Here is a 20,634-nt window from a genome sequence, read left to right on the forward strand (position 1 = left end):
AGTTTAAATAATAAATAGGTAAAAAATGTCAGGACATTACGAAGCTCCGATAAGGGAACCTCTAATTATTGGTCACAAAACTTATCACGATATTACAGAAGATATCGCACGACCTATCGAAGAAAGAGCAGGTAAATTATGGTGGATCTCATTATATGCTGCACTAGTTCTATTCCTCTATGGATTCGGCTGTATCGCTTACACTATCGGAACAGGTATTGGAGCATGGGGGCTTAACAGAACTATTAACTGGGGTTGGGATATTACCAACTTCGTATGGTGGGTAGGTATCGGTCACGCCGGGACCCTAATCTCAGCAGTATTATTATTATTTAGACAGAGATGGAGAATGTCTGTAAACAGATCTGCAGAGGCGATGACGATCTTTGCGGTTGTACAGGCAGCAATCTTCCCTGTAATTCACATGGGTAGAGTTTGGGTTGGATACTGGGTATTCCCTTTACCAAACCAATTCGGTTCTCTTTGGGGGAACTTCAACTCTCCTCTACTTTGGGACGTATTTGCAATCTCTACGTATTTCTCAGTATCAACTGTATTCTGGTTCATGGGACTAATCCCTGACTTTGCAATGATCAGAGATAGAGCTAAAACTCCTTGGACTAAGAAAATTTATACATTCCTAGCATTCGGTTGGGGTGGTAAAGCAAAACACTGGCAAAGATTCGAAGAACTTTCTTTGGTTCTTGCAGGTTTAGCAACTCCACTTGTATTCTCAGTACACACTACCGTATCTTTTGACTTCGCAACTTCAGTAATTAAAGGATGGCACTCTACGATCTATCCTCCTTACTTCGTTGCAGGGGCAATCTTCTCAGGATTTGCAATGGTACAAACACTATTGTTGATCGCTAGAAAAGTTTGTCACTTAGAAGAATATATCACAATGTATCATATCGAAATTATGAACATCGTAATCGTTCTTACAGGTGGTATGGTAACGGTAGCTTATGCAACTGAATATTTCATCGGATGGTACTCAGGATCTAGATTTGAAGATTTCACATATCTTTCTCCAGGTGCTGCTGTAGGACCTTACTGGTGGGCATTCTGGTCATTGATCATCTGTAACCTTGTGGTTCCTGCTTCATTCTGGTTCAAAAGACTTAGAACGAATATTATCTGGACATTCATTGTTGCATTAATCATCAACATCGGTATGTGGTTTGAGCGTTTTGATATCATCGTTATCAACCTTTCTAGAGACTACTTACCAGGATCATGGACAATGTTTAAGCCAACGATCATTGATGTGGGTGTATATTTAGGAACAATCGGATTCTTCTCTGTACTATTCTTATTATACGCAAGAACATTCCCTGTAATTGCACAGGCTGAATTAAAATCGATTTTGAAAATCTCAGGTGAAACTTATAAAGCAAAAGAAGGAGATGAGCACCACTAAAATTGTATACGGACTTTATGCTGACGACGACGATTTAATGAACGGCGTTAAAGCATTCAACGATAAAGGAATCGCAATAAACGAGGTTTATACTCCGTTTCCGGTTCACGGGCTAGACAAAGCTTTAGGGTTAAAGAAAACTAGAATTTCTGATGCTGCATTCTTATATGCTCTTTATGGTGTTACTATTGGTGCTACTGTAACTTGGTATGTAATGAATCATGACTGGCCACAGAATATTGGTGGTAAACCAGCTTTTGACTGGGCACATAATATGCCGGCATTCGTAGTTCCAATGTTCGAATTAATGGTATTCTGTGCTGCTCACATGATGTCTTTAACTTTCTTAGTTAGAAACAAAATGTACCCGGGAGCTCCAGCTCAGAACCCAGACCCAAGAACTACTGATGATAAATTCATGATGGAATTTGTAACTGAAGATGTAGAATCTGTAAAACAGTTGCTTATTGAAACTGGAGTTGAAGAAATAACTGTTAAAGACGCTTAAAATGAAAAAGAATGTATTAAAAATTACAGCAGTTTTAGGTTTAACAACGGTTTTACTTAACTCTTGCGGACCAAAGGAGAATACTCCGTTGGTATATTTCCCGGATATGTATTTTCCGGTAGCTTATGATCCATTGATGAAAGCTCAAGACGCTTATTCAGATCATGAAAATGAAATTCCTGCTTTTGTTAAAAATAATGGTGCAACAGGTCTTTCTCCAGTAGAAGGATCAGTTCCTCAAAATAAAGACGGTGTTTTTGAAGAAAGCTTATTACCTAAAAATGTTGACGAGTACAACGCTGGGTATGATGCTTCTAAAAAACTTACAGTATCTCCTCTAAACCCAGCTAATGCAGCTAAGGATCTTGAAAGAGGTAAAGTATTGTTTGATCACACTTGTGCTGCATGTCACGGAACAGGAGGTGATGGACAAGGACCTATCGTACAAAGTGGAGCATTCTCTGGAGTGCCTAACTATGCTGACAGAGAAATTACTGTAGGATCTGTTCATTATGTATTAACAAACGGTAGAAACGCGATGGGATCTTATGCAGGACAACTAAACGCTGGAGACAGATGGAGAGTTGCAATGTATGTGATGAGTGCTTTCAAAAAAGGAGCAGCAGCACCAGCGGCAGCAGCTACAACTGAAGCAAAACCTGAAACTACTACTGAAACTAAAAAATAAGAAAAGAAATGTATAGTTTTTCACCAAAATTAAAATCAACTTCTTTAATACTTCTTGTTGCAGGTTTAGTACTATTTGGTATTGGTTTCTTTATGAACAAAGGAATTTCTACTGAGAAGATTGAACAAATGATGGAAGCTGTTCATGCTTCTGGTCATAATGCACCTACTCACTCTAGTGAAATGATAGGACCTCAAGATCATGCTGCTCATCTGGAGCACGCTACTCTACAGATCCACAATCAGCCTTTAGCAGCAATACATTTTGTAGCTGTATTTTTCTTCGGAGTAAGTTGTGCCGTATTATTCTTCTATTGTATTCAACACGCTGCACATGCAGGTTGGCCAATTATTATTACAAGAGTAATGGAAGCTATTGCTTCTTATATTCCATACGGAGGAGCTATTTTGATCATCTTAATGCTTTTAAATATCTTCCACCAAGGACACCTTTTCCACTGGATGGATCCGGATTTGACAGATCCTAACTCTGCTCATTTCGATGTGATCTTATTCGAAAAGAAAAGATTCCTGAATATTCCTTTCTATGCAATCAGAACGTTCATCTATGTACTAGGTGCTTCTTTCTTCGCTTGGAAACTGAAAGCTCAGTCTAAAAAAGTAGACGAGACAAAATCTAAAGTAGAATATCAATTCCTTTACAGATGGGCAGTAGGATATATTGCATTCTTCGGATTTGCTTCTGCAGCTTGGGCTTGGGACTGGTTGATGTCTATTGACCCTCACTGGTACTCTACAATGTATATCTGGTATTCAATGGTTAGCTGCCTTTCAAGTGGTATTGCTGTAATCATTTTACTAAGTGTATATCTTAAGAAAAACGGATTCCTTCCTCAGTTCAATGACAACCACTTACACGATTTAGGAGTTTTCCTTTTCGCTACAAGTATGCTTTGGACATATACATGGTTCGCTCAGTTCATGCTTTATTGGTATGCGAACGTTCCGGAAGAGGTTAACTACTTCTTTGGTAGATTCCAGCACTATGGTACTACGTTCTTACCAATGCTGATCGTAAACTTCCTATTACCACTATTGGTATTAGTAAGCAGCAGCATCAAGAGAAACTACAAAGTTGTTACAACAATGGCAGTAGTAGTTATCTTAGGACACATTTTGGATTATTTCAATATGGTAATGCCGGGAACGGTAGGACCTTACTGGAACACTCCGGAAGTATTCATCCTAATCTTGGGAGCTTTATTATTCGTAATTGGATTATTTATGTTTACTGTACTTTCAGCTTTATCTAAACTGAAGTTGATTCCTACAGGAAACCCATTCTTACACGAATCTGAAATTTATGAGTATCCTTTCTAAGGACTTGTAACAAAATAAAATTATAAAAGACTGATTGTTAAAACGATCAGTCTTTTTTTATGCATATCAGTCAGCAGGCAACTATTCTGACCTTTATGCGTCTCTATAATGAGATTATTCACTAAAAACAAATTCTTATTATGAAAACAAAACTTGTCCTTTGTTCATTATTTATATTTTTATTCAGCCTTATTCAGGCTCAAACCATCACATTTGTATCTGAAAAAACCAATCAGCCTCTTCCAAGAGTTTCAGTATTTGGAAAAGATGGTAATATTCTGGCCTATTCTGATATTGATGGAAAAATTGATAAACAAACAATATCTCCGGCACAAGAAAAGTTTCAGCTGGTGTATAATAATTTTCCTGTAGCCACATTATCATATTCCGATTTTGATCAGCCTGTTATTAAGCTCAATGATCAGGTGAAGGAAATAGAAACAGTTGTCATTAAAAATAATAAACCCGCCAAATATATTTTTATTAAAGGAAATTTTAACGCTTATGTTACTGTAAACAATAAATTGAATAGTTATGCTGATGGAATTGTCACTTACATTTTTGATAACAAAACCAAAAAACTGAAAAGTACCAATGTTGAACAATACAGAGTTTTCAGACTGACGGACGCTAAAAACGAAAAAAAAGAAACTTCATCATGGGATTATGGCAAATCCCTACAGATCCCGAAGCTTAAAAATGTAGGAAATCCGGAAGAATATAAAACGAAAAGAAATCTCATTAAAGAATTAAAAGGAGATCGTAAAGATCAGATTGAAGTAACTGAGGGTATACTTCAGGAAAAAGAGTTTTCATTCTTTGGATATCGATTTTATGATATAAAAACCATTCTAAATATATCCTTTGAAAAAGGGTCAGAAAAGACACTGAAAGATTTTCTGGAATACAATGAACTTGTTTTTGTAAAACTTAAACATAAAAGTGAACCCAATTATAATCAGATAGCGGTTTACACTAATTTCTATCCCACAGAATTGAGTTTCAATAATGACAATGAAATTGAAAAGGTAAAATTTAATGAAGACAAGAGTAACTACAAAACCTCTTACTGGCAAGATTCTTCATTCCCAAATATGCAGACTATTTTCAGTAATTTTTTCAAAGAGGACCTAAAAGAGCTGCCTAATAAAAAGTAAAAATATAGGATTATGGATACTGCGAAAAAGCAATACAATGAGCCAGAAAACATAAAGTAAAAATAAAATCCAGTATTAATAAAGGTTTTATTAAATTTGCAACAAACCAAATAAAAATGAAAAAGTTTTCTTTTCTACTTGTTTTCAGTCTCTTGCTTTTTACAGCATGTAAGAAAGATCATGTAGATGCTACGAATACTAAAACACTGCAGTCAAGTATCAATGATATGACTTCCAGTTTACCAACCATTAAACAGATTAAGTTTAATGAGGCTCTTTATATCCTTAAAACATTTGGCGTAGAAGCAGATGGTGATATTAATGAATTAAAAGCTCTTGGAAAACTGATTAATGGAAAAAAAGTACCTGAAATTATGTCTCTTGCAGACGAAGTGGCACAGAAAAACGGAATAGAATGGGCAAGTACTGCCCCACCATCACTTGGAGAAATGAATATCTTCGGAGATGACAAAGCTAAGGAAAGCGACCCTAATGATGTGAAAGCCGGATCATTAAACATTGTTACCAGACCTACAGGGGATGATGGAACCGGAGCTCCAACAGCTATCCAGATCGTTCCAAGACTTGTAGACACTGCAGGAAACCCGGTATCCTTTACAGGAGCTGGTCTTGAAGCTACCCTTGAGGTATTCAGCAATGGAGTAAAATTGGCTACCGCTAAAAACCTGATGCAGGATAATAACTTTAAAGGATTCAACCTGAAATTTTCCTCTATTCCTGCGGCAAAAGTGGTGGATAATAAAATCGATATCACAGTTTCTGTAAAAACAACAGCCAAAACTTTCAAAATGTCAAAAATTGGGCTTGATGTAAATGCAGCAGCCCTAAAAGTTCCTGCAGTTCCTAAAACTGACACAATTGCTGTACCGGAACAACCAAGCGCAGTAATTGATCCAAACAATCCATCAGCTACCACAGGAACTACTACAGATCCTGCAACAACTACTCCAACTGCACCGGCAACTCCAAAGCAGCCGACAGCAGATCCTAAAAATACAGTAAGTAAGTTCCTGAACAGTGTAAGCTCTCAGAATTTAAAAGCAGCTTACGATACATCAAGCAATCCAAGCTGGGGAAGCTATGAGTCTTTCTCCAACCCTAATTCAGGTTTTGGAGCTGTAAAAAATGTAAGCGTAAAGAATATTACGACAAACGGAGCCACTGCCAACGGAGCAAGTGTAAATGCTACATATGATGTAACAGATAAAAGTGGTAAAACAACCTCTTTAAAAGTTACTTTCGGACTTAAAAATGTAAATGGAGAGTGGAAAATTTCCAGCTATAAAATTAATTAATACATGGCTTCAGCAGAACTGATCAGAAAACTAGAAGAAACAATTGAAAATATTCCTGATTTTCCGATTCCGGGAATACAGTTTAAAGATATTTCACCCATCTTTTTAGATCCAAAACTTTACGAAGACGTTATTGCAGATCTTGCAGCCTTCAGTAAAGGGAAAGTAGATGCAGTCTGCGGAATAGAAAGCCGTGGTTATTTATTTGGAATCGCTATTGCAGTAGCACTGGAAGTTCCATTCATTTTAATCAGAAAAGCAGGAAAGCTTCCTCCGCCTGTCATTTCAGAAAAATATGACCTGGAGTATGGAAGTGCTGTTATTGAAACCCGCGAAGGACAGATAAAACCTGGACAAAGGGTGTTGATTCATGATGATCTTTTAGCGACAGGAGGAACTACAGAAGCCGCTGCAAAGTTGGTTGAAAAACAGGGAGCAACAGTTTCCCAATTCAGTTTCCTTATCGGCTTAAAAGACTTGAATGGTGATGAAAAACTGAAGAAATTTGGTGCAGAAGTCTATCATATTTTAGGATATTAAGATTTAATATATTTGCTTCGACAGGCTCAGCATGACAACGCTAATAATTTACTTTGAAATTAGAACAAGTAGTATTAGAAGTGTCATCCTGAGCGTGGTCGAAGCATCTTTTTTTAATAAATTCATCATTTACAATTAACAATTCACCAAATTTCATCAATAATACTCACAAAGTATTTTGTAAATCATTCAGAAACAATTAAATTTGCATTTCAATTTTTAAAAACTTATGGCAAAATTGGGAAAGAGTGCTCAGAACGAGCAAGAAGGTAAAGAAACGGTTGAGTTCTTTAAAGACCTTGACAGAGAAGCTTTAAACACTGAAAGATTTGTTGAAAAATATTCAAAGCCACTAGGATTTGTATTTGGAGCATTAATTTTAGGAGTTTTAGGATTCTTCGCTTACAAGCAATTTGTAGTTGCTCCAAAGAACGTTGAAGCTGTGAAAAGTTTCCTTTCTGCTCAAAAAAGTCTTACTGAAGGTAAAGATAAAGACGCTTTAGGTGGAAAATCTGCAGCTAACCCAGGTTTTGTAGGTACATATAATGAATATTCTTCTACTAAAATCGGTAAACTTTCATCTTACAATGCAGGCTTATTGAAATTCAAAGAAGGAAAATTCCAGGAAGCTTACGATCTTTTAGATCAGTTTTCATCTGATAACAAAACTCTGGTAGCAATGAAATTCGGAGCTATGGCAGATGCAAAATCAGGTCTTAACAAAAATGATGAAGCTTTAGCTTTATTAGACAAAGCAGCAACTGCTTCTGATGATCCTTATACAACCTACTATTTCACAAGAAAAGCAGGTATCGTAGCTTTAGGATTAAAGAAAAATGCAGAAGCTAAAAAATACTTCTCTACAATTGATGAGAAATATCAGGACTACGACAATGGAATGTCTGATTCTTATATTGAAATGACTAAATATTACTAAAAAATGGCAACAGTTAATCTTTCCGATTACAAGCCACTTCATATAACGAATGCCGAAGATTTTTCTATCGGCATTGTTTTTTCTGAGTGGAATGATTTTGTAACGTACAATCTTCGTGATGCAGCTTTGGAAATACTTGAAAAAGAAGGCGTAAAATCTGAAAACATCAAACTTTTCCCTGTTCCCGGAGCTTTTGAACTCAACTATGCAAGCATGCAGCTTTGCAAAGAGAGAAAATATGATGCAATAATTTCTATAGGGTGTGTAATCCGTGGAGAAACACCTCATTTTGATTATGTGTGTTCTGCAGTAGCACAAGGAATCAAAGACTGTAACATCATGACTGATACCCCTACTATTTTCTGTGTATTAACAGATGATACCAAAGAGCAGTCTATCGCAAGAAGCGGTGGAGATCTTGGAAACAAAGGTGTAGAAGCTGCTGTTACCGCTTTAAGAATGATTGATTTCAAAAAGAAATTATCTGATAAAAAGGGAAATATCGGTTTTGGACACTCTTAGCAGCAGTTCAGCCTTTACAATATATCAGGACTATTTTTTAATAGTCCTTTTTTATTGGCCCATTTCTAAATCATAAATCTTATTAATAAACGGGATGTTTTTGTTTTTTTGCATCAAAAGTTCTATACAAAAACTATCTTTGTGAAAACTAATAAAAACAGTAGATACATGTTTTTAAGCAAAATAAAACCCTTCCTATATTTAGGAATTTTCTATCTTATTATTTCGTTGATAATAAGAACAGTATTCTTTTTTCATCCTATTACAACAGCTAGTTTTGGATTTTTTGAAGTCATAAAAGTGTTGTTGATAGGTCTGGTGAATGACATTTTTGTTTTCATATTGGCCAGCTCTATTCTCGCGCTTTACTTCCTCTTTCTTTCCAACTCAAAATATAAAAAACCCTACGGATATATTATTTTGAGTGCTTTGGTTTTGTTCTTCCTTTATATCTGGCTTGTTCCGAACAATATTTTTAAGCAATATGGAGGTTCTATCATGGAGGTAGCCCTTGTTTTTGTAGGGATAAAGACTCTTTTCTTCGGATTGATGCTTTTTCTTCCTACTCAAAGAACAAAAATACGTAACATACTATATTTCATCACATTATTATTATATGTTCTTCTGATTATTTTCAACGGAGTAAGTGAATACTTCTTCTACAATGAATTTGGAGTTCGTTATAATTTTATTGCCGTAGATTATCTTATCTATACCAATGAAGTGATCGGGAATATCATGGAAAGCTATCCTGTTGTTCCTCTATTTTCTGGAATAATGATCGTTACACTTACCATCACATGGTTCATTTATAAAAAGACAAAGGATGAATTGCTGGCACTTCCGGATTTCAAACAAAAAATGGTTCTTCTGGGCAGTTTCATGGTGCTTTGTGCACTTAGTGCTCTGGCAATCCCATCTTTGATGCAAATCAGGTCTGACAATGTTTTTGCGGATGAAATTGAAGCCAATGGACTTCCTAAGTTCTACTGGGCATTTACTCATAATGAACTGGACTATTTCCAGTTTTATTCACAGATTAACCAACAGCAGGCTGAAAAGAATTTCCTAAGCCAGTATCCACAAAAGACACTGTCAAGGGCTGTGGTTGCAGAACAGCCTGAAGTAAAGAAAAATGTTGTACTGATCTCTATTGAAAGTCTTTCAGCAGATTTCATGGAACATTATGGCAATACGCAAAAGATTACTCCCTTCCTGGACAGCCTTGCAGATAAATCTTTGATGTTTACCAATCTGTATGCAACCGGAAACAGAACAGTACGCGGACTTGAAGCATTAACCCTTTGTATTCCTCCAACAGCTGGAGAAAGTATCATCAAGAGAGATGACAATAAAAATAAATTTACAACCGGAAGTGTCTTCAAATCCAAAGGATATGATGTCAAATTTCTATACGGAGGATATAGCTATTTCGATAATATGCAGGACTTCTTCGCAGGAAACGGGTATGGGATTGTAGACCGAAACAACTTTAAGCCTGAAGAAATCTCTTTCGCCAATGTTTGGGGAGTGGCTGATGAAGATATGGCCAGAAAAGCCATTAAAGTGATGAATACAGAAGCAAAATCAGGAAAACCGTTTTTCAATCACTGGATGACCGTTTCCAACCACAGACCATTTACTTATCCTGACGGAAGAATAGATATACCGGGAACAGCAAAATCACGTGAAGGTGGTGTAAAATATACAGATTACTCTCTTAAGCTATTCTTTGATATGGCTAAAAAACAGGACTGGTATAAAAACACTGTTTTTGTGATCATTGCAGACCACTGTGCATCAAGTGCCGGAAAAACGGAACTTCCAATGGACAAATACAGAATTCCTGCAATGGTCTTCTCAGAAGGTTTTGTACAGCCTCAAAAGTTTGACGGATTAATGTCTCAGATCGATGTGATGCCAACCGTTATGGGACTGCTTAATTTCAATTATCAATCTAAATTTTTGGGACAGGATGTTTTCAAAAAAGAATTCCAACCTAAGGCTTATATTGCAACATATCAGGATTTAGGCTTTGTAAAAGATGGCCATCTAACGATTATTTCTCCGGTAAAGAAGGTAAAACAGTATTCTTTAGAACTTGAAAAAAGTGATCTGGCACCGGCATTCAAGCTGTATTACGACGAGAAATTATTGAAAAATACAGATCAGAAATTGGTAGATGATGCCGTATCAGCTTATCAGTCTACTTCTTATTGGTTAAAAACAAAACAGCTTAACAGATAAACATCTAGATATTTTTCGCTTATACTTTGGCATAAAATATTTAAATTAACACCTAAATTTATTATCATGAAATGGACAGACGACAGAGGCGGAAACGTTGATGACCGCCGTGGTTCCGGAGGAGGCAGTGGAGGTATGATCGTAGGAGGAGGACTCGGAACTTTAATTATAGCAGCCATCGTATTCTTTTTGGGAGGTGATCCGTCCGGTATTTTGAATTCCGGCAGTCTACAGTCTTCAGGAAATTCCGGTGGACCAAGAGAACTTTCAGAAGGCGAAAAGCAAGTAGGACAAATGGTAGATATGATGGCCAAATGGAATATACTTACCTGGGATCAGATTTTTAAGGAAAACGGAATGACTTACAGCGCTCCTGAAGTGGTTCTTTTTGAAAATACAACTTCTTCAGCATGTGGTACAGCTCAGTCTGCCATGGGACCATTCTATTGTCCGGCTGATCAGAAGGTTTATATGGATATGAGTTTCTTTAATGAATTGCAGCAAAAATTCGGAGCCAAAGTAACCGAATTTACAGTAGCTTATGTTCTTGCTCACGAAGTAGGACATCATGTGCAGACCCTTTTAGGAACAACACAAAAAGTAGATGCATTAAGAAGAAGTGGAAAATATTCTGAAGAACAATTGAACAGAGTATCTGTTGCTACAGAATTACAGGCAGATTTCTATGCCGGAGTTTGGGCAAAAAGAACCAATGACAGCAAACATATTCTGGAACCCGGAGATATTGAATCAGCTATAGATGCCGCAGAGGCCGTTGGAGACGATAACATCCAGAAAAGAGCACAGGGATATGTGAATCAGGAAAGCTTTACCCACGGATCTTCTGCACAGCGTAAAGAATGGTTTATGAAAGGTTATAATACTGGAGATATCAGACAGGGAGATACTTTCAACCAGTTATTGAAATAATTTTCATATATTAGCAATTCATAAAAACTAATATTCAATGAAAATCAAAAAAAATTTCGAGAGCAAAGCTATTAAGCTTTCTAAAGATGCAATGAAAAATATCGGGGGTGGGATGAAGCATACACCATGTCACTCGTACAATGTGGAAGATAGAAGACCTGGAGCATCAGCTTTATGGATTCAAAAATTGGAAACATTTGCACACAACTTTATGTATTGTCCTGATCATCTATAACAAATATAAAACCCCTGAAAAATTTTCAGGGGTTTTCATTTTATTGCAATTCGATTGGGTTAGAATTTTTCTTAGCTTCTTCTTTTACCCTTTCTTCCATTCTCTTTCTCATATCCGCAGGATTTTGGTTTCCACCACCACCTCCAGAGCCTCTTCCACCGCCACCTACTCGTATTGTAGTCGCAAATCCACCTTGTCCACCGCCACTTTGACTCATGAATGACATAGGATCGGTCTTAAATTTCTCCTGCTGCTTTAAATAATCAGCTCTTTTCACTTTTAAAGTATTTCCAAACTGATTCAAAGTCGGAAACTCCGCAATCTTATAGTTCTTCATCAAATCAAAAGAATACTCTCCTTTATCATCTTCCACTTTTACGATCAGCCCCGGAAGTCCTCCGAACTTATATGGCCCATCCTGATAAGGAAGATCTGTTGTAAACCATGCTGTCCACTTTCTTCCTCCAAAATCAGCCTCTGCTTTCTGAACTTTGTATTCGCCTATTTTTCTTGTTTCTGATCCGATTTTCCAGTTCAGAGGCCTGTCTTCTTCATAAGAATAGATATCACGTCCAATTCTGTCTTTAAAATACGTCTTTTGATTTGTTTTATCTTTTTCTACGGAATAACTGATATTGCTCCTCAAACCTTCCATTTGGTCTCTATTGATACTTCCTCTACCACCTCCTCCTTGAAATGCTTTTTGCATAATAGAGTCTCTTTTGATCCGGTTTTCTGAATAGAATACAGATTTTTCTGGGGAAATATCCAGGTAAGCGTTTTCTGTCTTGATATCTGTTTTATTTTCGGCATCAGGCTTCATAGTCACCTGATACACAAACCTGTTTGTCTGTGCAGAAACATTCTGTATAAAGAGTGCCAATGCGATAATACCTAATTTTTTCATTTATATTTTTGTTTATTTTAATTCAATTGGGTTTTGTGCTGTATTCGTAAAAGAAGGAGTTTCTACAGAGGAGCCTTGTGACATTGGCATTCCCTGAGTGTCACCGCCCATTCCACCTCTGTGCATTCCGCCACCTCCGTGGTGGCCGCCCCTCATTCCACCACCGTTCATCCCTCCTCCATTCATTCCGCCGCCCATGCCGCCATTATGTCTTCCTCCTCCCATATTCATATTTCCACCACTGTTATTTCCAGCCATTGCCTTTCTGTTTTTACCAAACTCCAGCTCCAGGGCAGCTTTATCACCATGGAAATTAGCTCTTGTACTTTGTTTGGCGTCAGAGCTTATCTGTTCTTCAAAAGCATTCTTAACGGTAATTTTTTTAGCAAGATCAAATTTATAATCTCCTTTATCATCTTCCAGCTTTACAATCAATCCTGGTAATCCAGAGAATTTGTAAGGACCATCAGAAAAAGGGATTTCTTTTGCGAACCATGCTGTCCAGACTCTTCCCCCAAATTCAGTCACTGCCTTCTGGGCAGAATATCCATTTTGTTTTTCAATAACATTGGTCACTTCCCATTTTACAGGTCTGTCTTCCTGATAATAAATTTGTTTTCCTGCTGCTCTTTCATAATAATATACTTTCTGATCCGGAATGCTTTTAGAAATAAAATATTCAAAGAAAGTAGGTTCAAAATGTTTCTTTCCTTCCAGCTTTGAAAAATCTTTTTCTTCTTTTTTATCATTTTCTTTCGCTTCCGATCTTAGAGAAGTAAAAAGAGAGTCTCTTTTCAACTTATTTTCGCTGATAAATAAGGAACGATTTCCTTTAATATCCAAAAAAGTTCTTTCACTTTTCATACTCACCAGATTGATGGAATCCGGGTTTACCTGTGTTTCGTAAACAAATCTTGTAGTCTGTCCATAAGACGCTACAGTGAAAAACAATACAAAAAAAGCAGCTATTTTTTGTTTCATTACAATTTTATTTATAGATATAAAATACGTTTCAAGGTTAAAATGAGAAACAAAATCTTCACATAAGGATAACAAATTTATCTAATTTTAACATAAATAACCCCTTTCAATCTCGCTATTAATATCAGAATCATTAAAATAGATATCTTCGATTTGAGATTGCGGAAATTAGTTCGTATTTTTGCATCATTAAATCATTCTAAATAAATACAATGATAAAAGTATCAGACTATGCAAAGGAGAAAGCCATCCAGTTGATGACGGAAGATGGTTTTAACCCTGCTGAAGATTATATAAGAGTAGGGGTGAAAAGCGGCGGATGCTCTGGTTTAGAGTATGTTTTAAAGTTTGATAACCAAAAAACAGACACAGATCAGATTTTTGAAGATAATAACATTAAAATTATTATAGATAAAAAATCCATCCTTTATTTAGCAGGCACAACTCTTGAGTATTCAGGAGGATTGAACGGAAAAGGGTTTGTTTTTAACAACCCGAATGCATCCAGAACATGTGGATGTGGAGAATCATTTAGTCTTTAGAGAAAAGACCTTAGATCCTAGATTCCAGACCTCAGAGCTATTCTGAATTCTGAAATTGAAAATCTGAAATCTAAAAAAAAATAATGAGTAAATATACAGAAGACGATTTAAGAGTCGATCTAGAAAATAAAAAATATGAATTCGGTTGGGAAACGAAGATTGATTATGAAGATTTCCCGATCGGTTTAAATGAGGACATCATCCGTGCCATCTCTGCTAAAAAAGAAGAGCCGGAATGGATGACTGAATGGCGTTTGGAGTCTTTCAAAATCTGGCTGAAAATGGTAGAGCCTAACTGGGCCAATATCAAGTATGAAAAACCAGATTTTCAAGCAATCCGTTACTATGCTGCTCCTAAAGTAAAGCCTGAACTGGCTAGTCTTGACGAGGTAGACCCTGAATTATTGAAAACATTCGCTAAGCTAGGGATTAACATCGAAGAGCAAAAAAGACTTTCCGGAGTTGCCGTAGATATCGTAATGGACTCAATTTCTGTGAAAACCACTTTCCAGGATACATTAGCAGAAAAAGGAATTATTTTCTGTTCAATTTCTGAGGCTATTAAAAACCACCCTGATTTAGTAAGAAAATATCTTGGAAAAGTAGTTCCGAGAGGAGATAATTTTTACGCAGCATTGAACTCCGCAGTATTTTCTGACGGAAGTTTCTGCTATATTCCTAAGGGTGTAAAATGTCCTATGGAACTTTCCACTTATTTCCGTATCAACCAGGCAGGAACAGGACAGTTTGAAAGAACACTTCTTGTAGCTGATGAGGGAAGTTATGTTTCTTATCTTGAAGGATGTACAGCACCGTCAAGAGATGAAAACCAACTTCACGCTGCAGTAGTGGAACTGATCGCTTTAGACAATGCTGAGATCAAATATTCAACTGTTCAAAACTGGTATCCGGGTAATGAAGAAGGTAAAGGAGGGGTATTCAACTTTGTAACGAAAAGAGGTCTTTGCGAAAGAAATGCAAAAATCTCATGGACACAGGTTGAAACAGGTTCTGCAGTAACATGGAAATATCCGTCTTGCATCCTTAAAGGAGACAATTCTATCGGAGAATTCTACTCTATCGCGGTAACGAACAACCACCAGTATGCAGATACAGGAACAAAAATGATTCACATCGGAAAGAATACCAAATCAACGATTATTTCAAAAGGTATCTCTGCCGGAAAATCTCAAAACTCATACAGAGGACAGGTAAAAGTAATGCCTTCTGCAAAAGGAGCAAGAAACTTTTCACAATGTGACTCTTTATTGATGGGTAATGAGTGTGGGGCTCATACTTTCCCCTATATTGAAATCAAAGATCCGACTGCACAGTTAGAGCACGAAGCAACAACTTCAAAAATCGGGGAAGATCAGATTTTCTACTGTAACCAGAGAGGTATCGATACAGAAAGAGCAATTGCTCTGATTGTAAATGGATTCAGTAAAGAAGTTTTGAACAAGCTTCCCATGGAATTTGCTATTGAAGCTCAGAAATTACTTGAGATTTCATTAGAAGGTTCGGTTGGATAAAATACTTCAGATAAAAACAAACTGATTTAATGGCAAGGTTTTCAGTGTTTTTATCAGATCAAGAACCGTTTTGTACGGAAATATAAGTTCTCATCTTCCCAGAAGATGATGAAAAACATAAAATATAAAAAGCTTCTATCCGTCTCTTGAGGAAATACTCCAGATAAAGACAATGTATATAAACTGATAAGAAGCTCACACAATTATAAAAAGCAAAAGTTAGCAAGAATGTTACAAATTAAAGACCTTCACGCCAAAATTGAAGATGGTGCAGAAATATTAAAAGGTATTAATCTTGAAATAAAGCCGGGCGAAGTTCACGCTATTATGGGGCCGAACGGAGCAGGGAAATCTACCCTTTCTTCTGTAATCGCTGGAAAAGAAGATTACGAAGTGACTGGTGGAGAGATTCTTTTCCAGGGAGAAGACATCAGTGAAGATGCTCCTGAAGATAGAGCTCACAAAGGAATTTTCCTTTCTTTCCAGTATCCAGTGGAAATTCCGGGAGTTTCTGTAACGAACTTTATCAAAGCTGCTTTAAACGAAACAAGAAAAGCAAATGGATTGGAAGAAATGCCGGCAAAAGAAATGCTTGCATTAATCCGTGAAAAATCTGAAAAACTGGGAATCAAAAAAGATTTCCTTTCAAGATCATTGAACGAGGGATTCTCAGGAGGTGAAAAGAAAAGAAATGAGATCTTTCAGATGATGATGCTTAATCCTAAATTGGCTATTCTTGATGAAACTGATTCAGGATTGGATATTGACGCTTTAAGAATCGTGGCAGATGGTGTAAACCACTTTAAAAATGAAGGAAATGCAGTTCTTTTGATTACACACTATCAGAGATTGCTTAACTATATTCAGCCTGATTTCGTTCACGTTTTAGCAGATGGAAAAATCATCAAAACTGGTGATAAATCTTTGGCATTAGAACTTGAAGAAAAAGGTTACGACTGGCTTCTTAACTAAGAAGAATATATATTATTTCAGAGATTAAAATTTTCAGCAATCATTCATTCGTGAAGTCTGGCGAAATAAAGAATCTCTACTATTAAAAATTGGATTCCCTATTCCTCGGAATAACAATATTTTAGTTCAAAAAAAAAGAAAAAATGGTGCAAACCACAGATATACCAGTAATGGCATTAAAAGAACAACTTACAGAGAACCATAATGAATTTTTGGAGAGTCTTCGTCACAGATTTCTGGATGATGAAAGAAAAGCAGCTCTTCAGAGATTTGCAGACGTTGGTTTTCCTACTAAAAAAGACGAAGAATATAAATATACCAATCTAAAGGAAATCACGGAAAAAAGCTACAACTTCTTCCCGAAAGAGAACCACAATATCACTAAGGAGCAGTTTGATGAATTGCACCTTGGGGAAGAAAATTTTGATTGGATTGTTTTTGTAAACGGTAAACTTCACAAAGAGCTTTCTAAAGTTTCTATTGAAAACGTAGAATTTCTTTCATTCAACTATGCATTAAACGATGAGAAGCATAAAGAGGTTTTTGAAAAATATTTCAATACGATTGCTTCTAAAGAACAGGCTTTTACTAACCTGAACCTTGCTTATTGCAAATATGGATTCTTCCTTAAGGTTCCTAAAAATGTAGTGATTGAAAAACCAATCCACGTTTTCTATATTTCTCAAAATCAAGAGGAAAACACATTCTACAATACAAGAAACCTTTTGATTGTAGAAGAAGGAGCCAAAGTAGAAGTGATTGAAAGCCACCATAATTTTGACAGCACGTATGTATTGACAAACTCTGTAACGGAGATCTTTACTTATCCGAATGCAAAAGCCGACTGGCACAAGCTTCAGAATGATAACAATACAACCTATCTTATCGACAGTACTTTCGCAAGACAGGAGAAAGACAGTTTAACGACTGTAAACACATTCTCTTTCGGAGGTAAGCTGGTAAGAAACAACCTTGATTTTATTCATAATGGATCCAATATCAATTCATTCATGAACGGAATCACAATCATTGGGAAAGATCAATTGGTAGACCACCACACGGCAGTTCACCACAACTTCCCGAACTGTGAAAGTTATCAGAACTACAAAGGAATCTTTGATGGTAACGCCCATGGAGTTTTCAATGGAAAAGTTTTCGTTGACAAAATTGCTCAGAAAACAAATGCTTATCAGCAAAATAATAACGTATTGCTAAGTGAGGGGGCTAGTATTGATACTAAACCTCAGTTAGAAATCTTTGCTGATGATGTAAAATGTTCTCACGGTTGTACCGTAGGTCAATTGAATGAAGATGCTTTATTCTACCTGAGAGCGAGAGGAATTTCTAAAAAAGAAGCACAGGCATTACTTTTATATGCTTTCGCTAATGACGCAATGCAAAACATTGATATAGAGCCTCTAAAAGAAAAAATATCAAAGCTATTGGCTGAGAAATTAGGAGTTGATATAGAATTCTAAGACTTATATATATTGATAAACAAAAGCACTTCTTTTTGAAGTGCTTTGTTATTTTTATGCAGATAATGTTTCTGTTTTATTTCTTTAACCAACCTTGGTTGTCCTTATTATCAGAACGTTTTTTTCCATTATCGAAATTATAGGCCAACCCTACTCCTAATGTCTGCTTCAACTGCGTTTTCCATATCTGATTATGGTCGTATAACAGATCTAGAGTTACATTGGTAGAGATGTATTTATTGATTTTCATGCTTAAAACTCCGCTATATCCAAGAACCAGTCTTTCAGGATGATCAAGATAGTTTGAGAATACAGAAGCAGTATTCAGCAAAGTGATGTTCTCCATAATTTTCAGCTTATACATTGCTGTACCAAGGAAACCGAATTGGAAAAGAGAAGAATCTCCATCATTTTTAAGACCATATGTTCCAGCTTTCTGAAGATCTTTATCTAAAACAAAAGTCCATCTTGCATTCGCCGGACGTAAGGTCACAGAAAGATTATCATTGGGACGGTAAGTAACCCCAGCGCCTAAATTCAGGTAGCCCGGTGCCATAAAATTGGAAATTTTCTTAGCATCAGGGTTGTTCCCATCTTCATATCCGGGAGCAAATTGAGTCTGAAGACCAGCTCCTGCTGAAAAATACCAATGTTTGGCAAATTCTCTACCATAGTTGGTAGAAAGATTGATAACGTCCTGAGTCTTTCTTACACCCGTTCCTTGTGTATTATTTTGTCCATATCCTAGAATAATAATGTTTTCCCAAAGGTCCTTCCCTTTTTCATAGGTTAGATTGTAATTGACACCGGCAAGCCATCCAACGTTGTTGGCTCCTCCTCCAACCCAGTTTGAAAAGGCAGCCTGATTAAGCATTAATGTATTTTGCCCCTGAATAGACCAGGCTTTAACAGTATCAGTTGCCGGGGCTTCCGTTTTAACCTCCTGAGCCATTGCTACAGTTCCTAAAGAAATAGAACTGATCAATAAAAGTTTTTTCATAATGTCGATTTATTACAAATGTATAAATAATAATCTTTGCCGGAATAAAATTCACTTTAAAATGAATTTAACACTACTAAATTAATGCTTCTAATCCTATGAAAATAAATCATTTAACCAACACTTTTAAGCCAAGCAAACTTAAGTCAACTTAAAACTACAGAATTTTAAAAACAAAAAACACCTCATTTCTGAAGTGTTTTTTTTGATATATTTATTCTCTCTTATTTTTTTATCCACCATTGGCTGTCTTTACGGTCAGAGCGTTTTACACCGTTATTCAGTGTATAAGCGAAACCAATTCCAAGGGTTTGTTTCAGCTGTGTCTTTTCTATCTGGTTATGATCATACAATAAATCCACAGTGACATTGGATGAAATATACTTATTAACTTTCAGGTTCAGAAGTGCCCCATAAGCAAGAACCAGTCTCTCCGGGTGGTCTAGATAATTGGAAAAGACTGAAGCTGTATTCGTTAAATAGATATCTTCCATTATTTTCAGCTTGTACATTGCTGTTCCAAGAAAACCGAACTGCAATAAAGAAGTATCACCATCATTTTTTAAACCATAACTTCCCGCCGTCTGAAGATCTTTATCCAGTACAAAAGTCCATCTGGCGTTGGTAGGGCGTAAAGTTACCGTAAGATCATCATTAGGCCTGTACGTGATACCCATCCCGACGTTCACGTAACCTGGTGCCATAAAGTTTGAGATTTTTTTGGCTTCAGGATTATTCCCATCTTCATATCCTGCTGCAAACTGTGACTGCAATCCAGCACCTAAAGAGAAATACCAGTTTTTTGAAAACTTTCTTCCATAATTGGTAGAAACGTTAATAACATCCTGAGTTTTTCTTATTCCAAGGCCTTTGGTATCATTTTGACCATACCCAAGAATGATGATATTCTCCCAAAGATCTTTGTCTTTTTCATAGGTGACGTTGTAATTGGCTCCGGCAAGCCACCCGACGTTATTGGCTCCACCTCCTACCCAGTTTGAAAAGGCAGCCTGGTTGATCATTAATGTATTTTTTCCTAATACTGACCAGTATCTTACTGTGTCTACCACTACGGAATCTTTTTTCAATTCATTTTGTGCACTCGCAGAGATCCCTATCAAAAAGGAAAGAATCAATAAAAACTTCTTCATTACTCTAAATAATTTTCAATACAAAAGTATTAATATAATTTTTTTTAAAGGTAAATTCAGCTTTAAAGAATCGAAATTCATCAAAGTTGAATCAATCACAATAACATATTTATATAAAATCAATGCCAAAATAATAAGTTTGAAAATAAAATTTGATACCTTTTGTCTTAAAATCAGGGAGGTAGAAATGAATTCATCGCCAAATTTTCCGAAATTCATCCTTGGCTT

The 20,634-nt window shown here is 36.4% G+C and carries 20 protein-coding genes; 16 read left to right on the forward strand and 4 right to left on the reverse strand.

Annotation, left to right across the window (positions count from 1 at the left end; genetic code table 11):
- Positions 1 to 25 precede the first annotated feature (25 nt).
- From nrfD to ACM6F9_RS13430, 12 genes are all read left to right on the forward strand, one after another.
- Positions 26 to 1,423, forward strand: a complete 1,398-nt coding sequence (gene nrfD / locus ACM6F9_RS13375; RefSeq protein ID WP_047380200.1) for an NrfD/PsrC family molybdoenzyme membrane anchor subunit — start codon at positions 26 to 28, stop codon at positions 1,421 to 1,423.
- On the forward strand, positions 1,410 to 1,931 hold the full coding sequence (locus ACM6F9_RS13380; protein ID WP_047376185.1) for a DUF3341 domain-containing protein: 522 nt from the start codon (positions 1,410 to 1,412) through the stop codon (positions 1,929 to 1,931). The genes nrfD and ACM6F9_RS13380 overlap by 14 nt, the downstream gene beginning before the upstream one ends.
- Before the next feature lies 1 nt (position 1,932).
- Positions 1,933 to 2,619: a c-type cytochrome gene (locus tag ACM6F9_RS13385; protein WP_129038798.1), complete on the forward strand. Its 687-nt coding sequence runs from the start codon at positions 1,933 to 1,935 to the stop codon at positions 2,617 to 2,619.
- 8 nt (positions 2,620 to 2,627) lie between these two features.
- Positions 2,628 to 3,959, forward strand: a complete 1,332-nt coding sequence (locus tag ACM6F9_RS13390; RefSeq protein ID WP_103247875.1) for a quinol:cytochrome C oxidoreductase — start codon at positions 2,628 to 2,630, stop codon at positions 3,957 to 3,959.
- Positions 3,960 to 4,099: 140 nt separating this feature from the next.
- Positions 4,100 to 5,116 carry a hypothetical protein gene (locus ACM6F9_RS13395; protein ID WP_414846173.1) on the forward strand — a complete coding sequence of 339 codons (1,017 nt, stop codon included), beginning with the start codon at positions 4,100 to 4,102 and terminating at the stop codon, positions 5,114 to 5,116.
- A gap of 116 nt (positions 5,117 to 5,232) precedes the next feature.
- Positions 5,233 to 6,432 carry a hypothetical protein gene (locus ACM6F9_RS13400; RefSeq protein ID WP_414846174.1) on the forward strand — a complete coding sequence of 400 codons (1,200 nt, stop codon included), beginning with the start codon at positions 5,233 to 5,235 and terminating at the stop codon, positions 6,430 to 6,432.
- A 3-nt stretch (positions 6,433 to 6,435) separates the two neighbouring features.
- A complete protein-coding gene (locus tag ACM6F9_RS13405) occupies positions 6,436 to 6,972 on the forward strand; it encodes an adenine phosphoribosyltransferase (protein WP_414846175.1) in 537 nt (178 codons plus the stop codon).
- A 229-nt stretch (positions 6,973 to 7,201) separates the two neighbouring features.
- Entirely contained in the window at positions 7,202 to 7,909 is a 708-nt protein-coding gene (locus ACM6F9_RS13410) for a tetratricopeptide repeat protein (RefSeq protein ID WP_414846176.1), read from the forward strand.
- 3 nt (positions 7,910 to 7,912) lie between these two features.
- Positions 7,913 to 8,431: a 6,7-dimethyl-8-ribityllumazine synthase gene (ribH, locus tag ACM6F9_RS13415; RefSeq protein ID WP_414846177.1), complete on the forward strand. Its 519-nt coding sequence runs from the start codon at positions 7,913 to 7,915 to the stop codon at positions 8,429 to 8,431.
- A 168-nt stretch (positions 8,432 to 8,599) separates the two neighbouring features.
- Positions 8,600 to 10,678 carry an LTA synthase family protein gene (locus tag ACM6F9_RS13420; RefSeq protein WP_414846178.1) on the forward strand — a complete coding sequence of 693 codons (2,079 nt, stop codon included), beginning with the start codon at positions 8,600 to 8,602 and terminating at the stop codon, positions 10,676 to 10,678.
- Between the two features lie 66 nt (positions 10,679 to 10,744).
- Positions 10,745 to 11,608 carry a neutral zinc metallopeptidase gene (locus tag ACM6F9_RS13425; RefSeq protein ID WP_414846179.1) on the forward strand — a complete coding sequence of 288 codons (864 nt, stop codon included), beginning with the start codon at positions 10,745 to 10,747 and terminating at the stop codon, positions 11,606 to 11,608.
- A 37-nt stretch (positions 11,609 to 11,645) separates the two neighbouring features.
- Positions 11,646 to 11,843, forward strand: coding sequence for a hypothetical protein (locus tag ACM6F9_RS13430; RefSeq protein WP_414846180.1), 198 nt, complete (start codon positions 11,646 to 11,648; stop codon positions 11,841 to 11,843).
- A gap of 40 nt (positions 11,844 to 11,883) precedes the next feature.
- Here the strand turns inward: ACM6F9_RS13430 and ACM6F9_RS13435 are convergent, their stop codons facing one another.
- Positions 11,884 to 12,750, reverse strand: a complete 867-nt coding sequence (locus tag ACM6F9_RS13435) for a GLPGLI family protein (RefSeq protein ID WP_414846181.1) — start codon at positions 12,748 to 12,750, stop codon at positions 11,884 to 11,886.
- A 12-nt stretch (positions 12,751 to 12,762) separates the two neighbouring features.
- A complete protein-coding gene (locus ACM6F9_RS13440) occupies positions 12,763 to 13,731 on the reverse strand; it encodes a GLPGLI family protein (RefSeq protein ID WP_414846182.1) in 969 nt (322 codons plus the stop codon).
- Between the two features lie 212 nt (positions 13,732 to 13,943).
- Between ACM6F9_RS13440 and ACM6F9_RS13445 the strand changes: the two genes are divergently transcribed.
- The 4 genes from ACM6F9_RS13445 to sufD all read left to right on the forward strand — a co-directional run bounded on the left by ACM6F9_RS13445 (position 13,944) and on the right by sufD (position 18,255).
- Positions 13,944 to 14,273, forward strand: a complete 330-nt coding sequence (locus ACM6F9_RS13445; protein ID WP_027372006.1) for a HesB/IscA family protein — start codon at positions 13,944 to 13,946, stop codon at positions 14,271 to 14,273.
- An 83-nt stretch (positions 14,274 to 14,356) separates the two neighbouring features.
- Positions 14,357 to 15,805 carry a Fe-S cluster assembly protein SufB gene (gene sufB, locus ACM6F9_RS13450; RefSeq protein WP_414846183.1) on the forward strand — a complete coding sequence of 483 codons (1,449 nt, stop codon included), beginning with the start codon at positions 14,357 to 14,359 and terminating at the stop codon, positions 15,803 to 15,805.
- 228 nt (positions 15,806 to 16,033) lie between these two features.
- The gene (gene sufC / locus ACM6F9_RS13455; RefSeq protein WP_105683083.1) at positions 16,034 to 16,777 is read left to right on the forward strand and encodes a Fe-S cluster assembly ATPase SufC; all 744 of its coding nucleotides are present in this window, start codon (positions 16,034 to 16,036) and stop codon (positions 16,775 to 16,777) included.
- 143 nt (positions 16,778 to 16,920) lie between these two features.
- Positions 16,921 to 18,255, forward strand: a complete 1,335-nt coding sequence (gene sufD / locus ACM6F9_RS13460) for a Fe-S cluster assembly protein SufD (RefSeq protein WP_414846184.1) — start codon at positions 16,921 to 16,923, stop codon at positions 18,253 to 18,255.
- Positions 18,256 to 18,331: 76 nt separating this feature from the next.
- Here the strand turns inward: sufD and ACM6F9_RS13465 are convergent, their stop codons facing one another.
- Together ACM6F9_RS13465 and ACM6F9_RS13470 are read right to left on the reverse strand one after the other, a co-directional pair.
- A complete protein-coding gene (locus ACM6F9_RS13465) occupies positions 18,332 to 19,255 on the reverse strand; it encodes a DUF3078 domain-containing protein (protein WP_414846185.1) in 924 nt (307 codons plus the stop codon).
- Positions 19,256 to 19,479: 224 nt separating this feature from the next.
- Positions 19,480 to 20,406, reverse strand: coding sequence for a DUF3078 domain-containing protein (locus tag ACM6F9_RS13470; protein WP_414846186.1), 927 nt, complete (start codon positions 20,404 to 20,406; stop codon positions 19,480 to 19,482).
- Positions 20,407 to 20,634: the final 228 nt, after the last annotated feature.

The sequence above is a fragment of the Chryseobacterium sp. IT-36CA2 genome (genome assembly GCF_949767875.1).
In the GTDB taxonomy this organism is placed as follows: domain Bacteria; phylum Bacteroidota; class Bacteroidia; order Flavobacteriales; family Weeksellaceae; genus Chryseobacterium.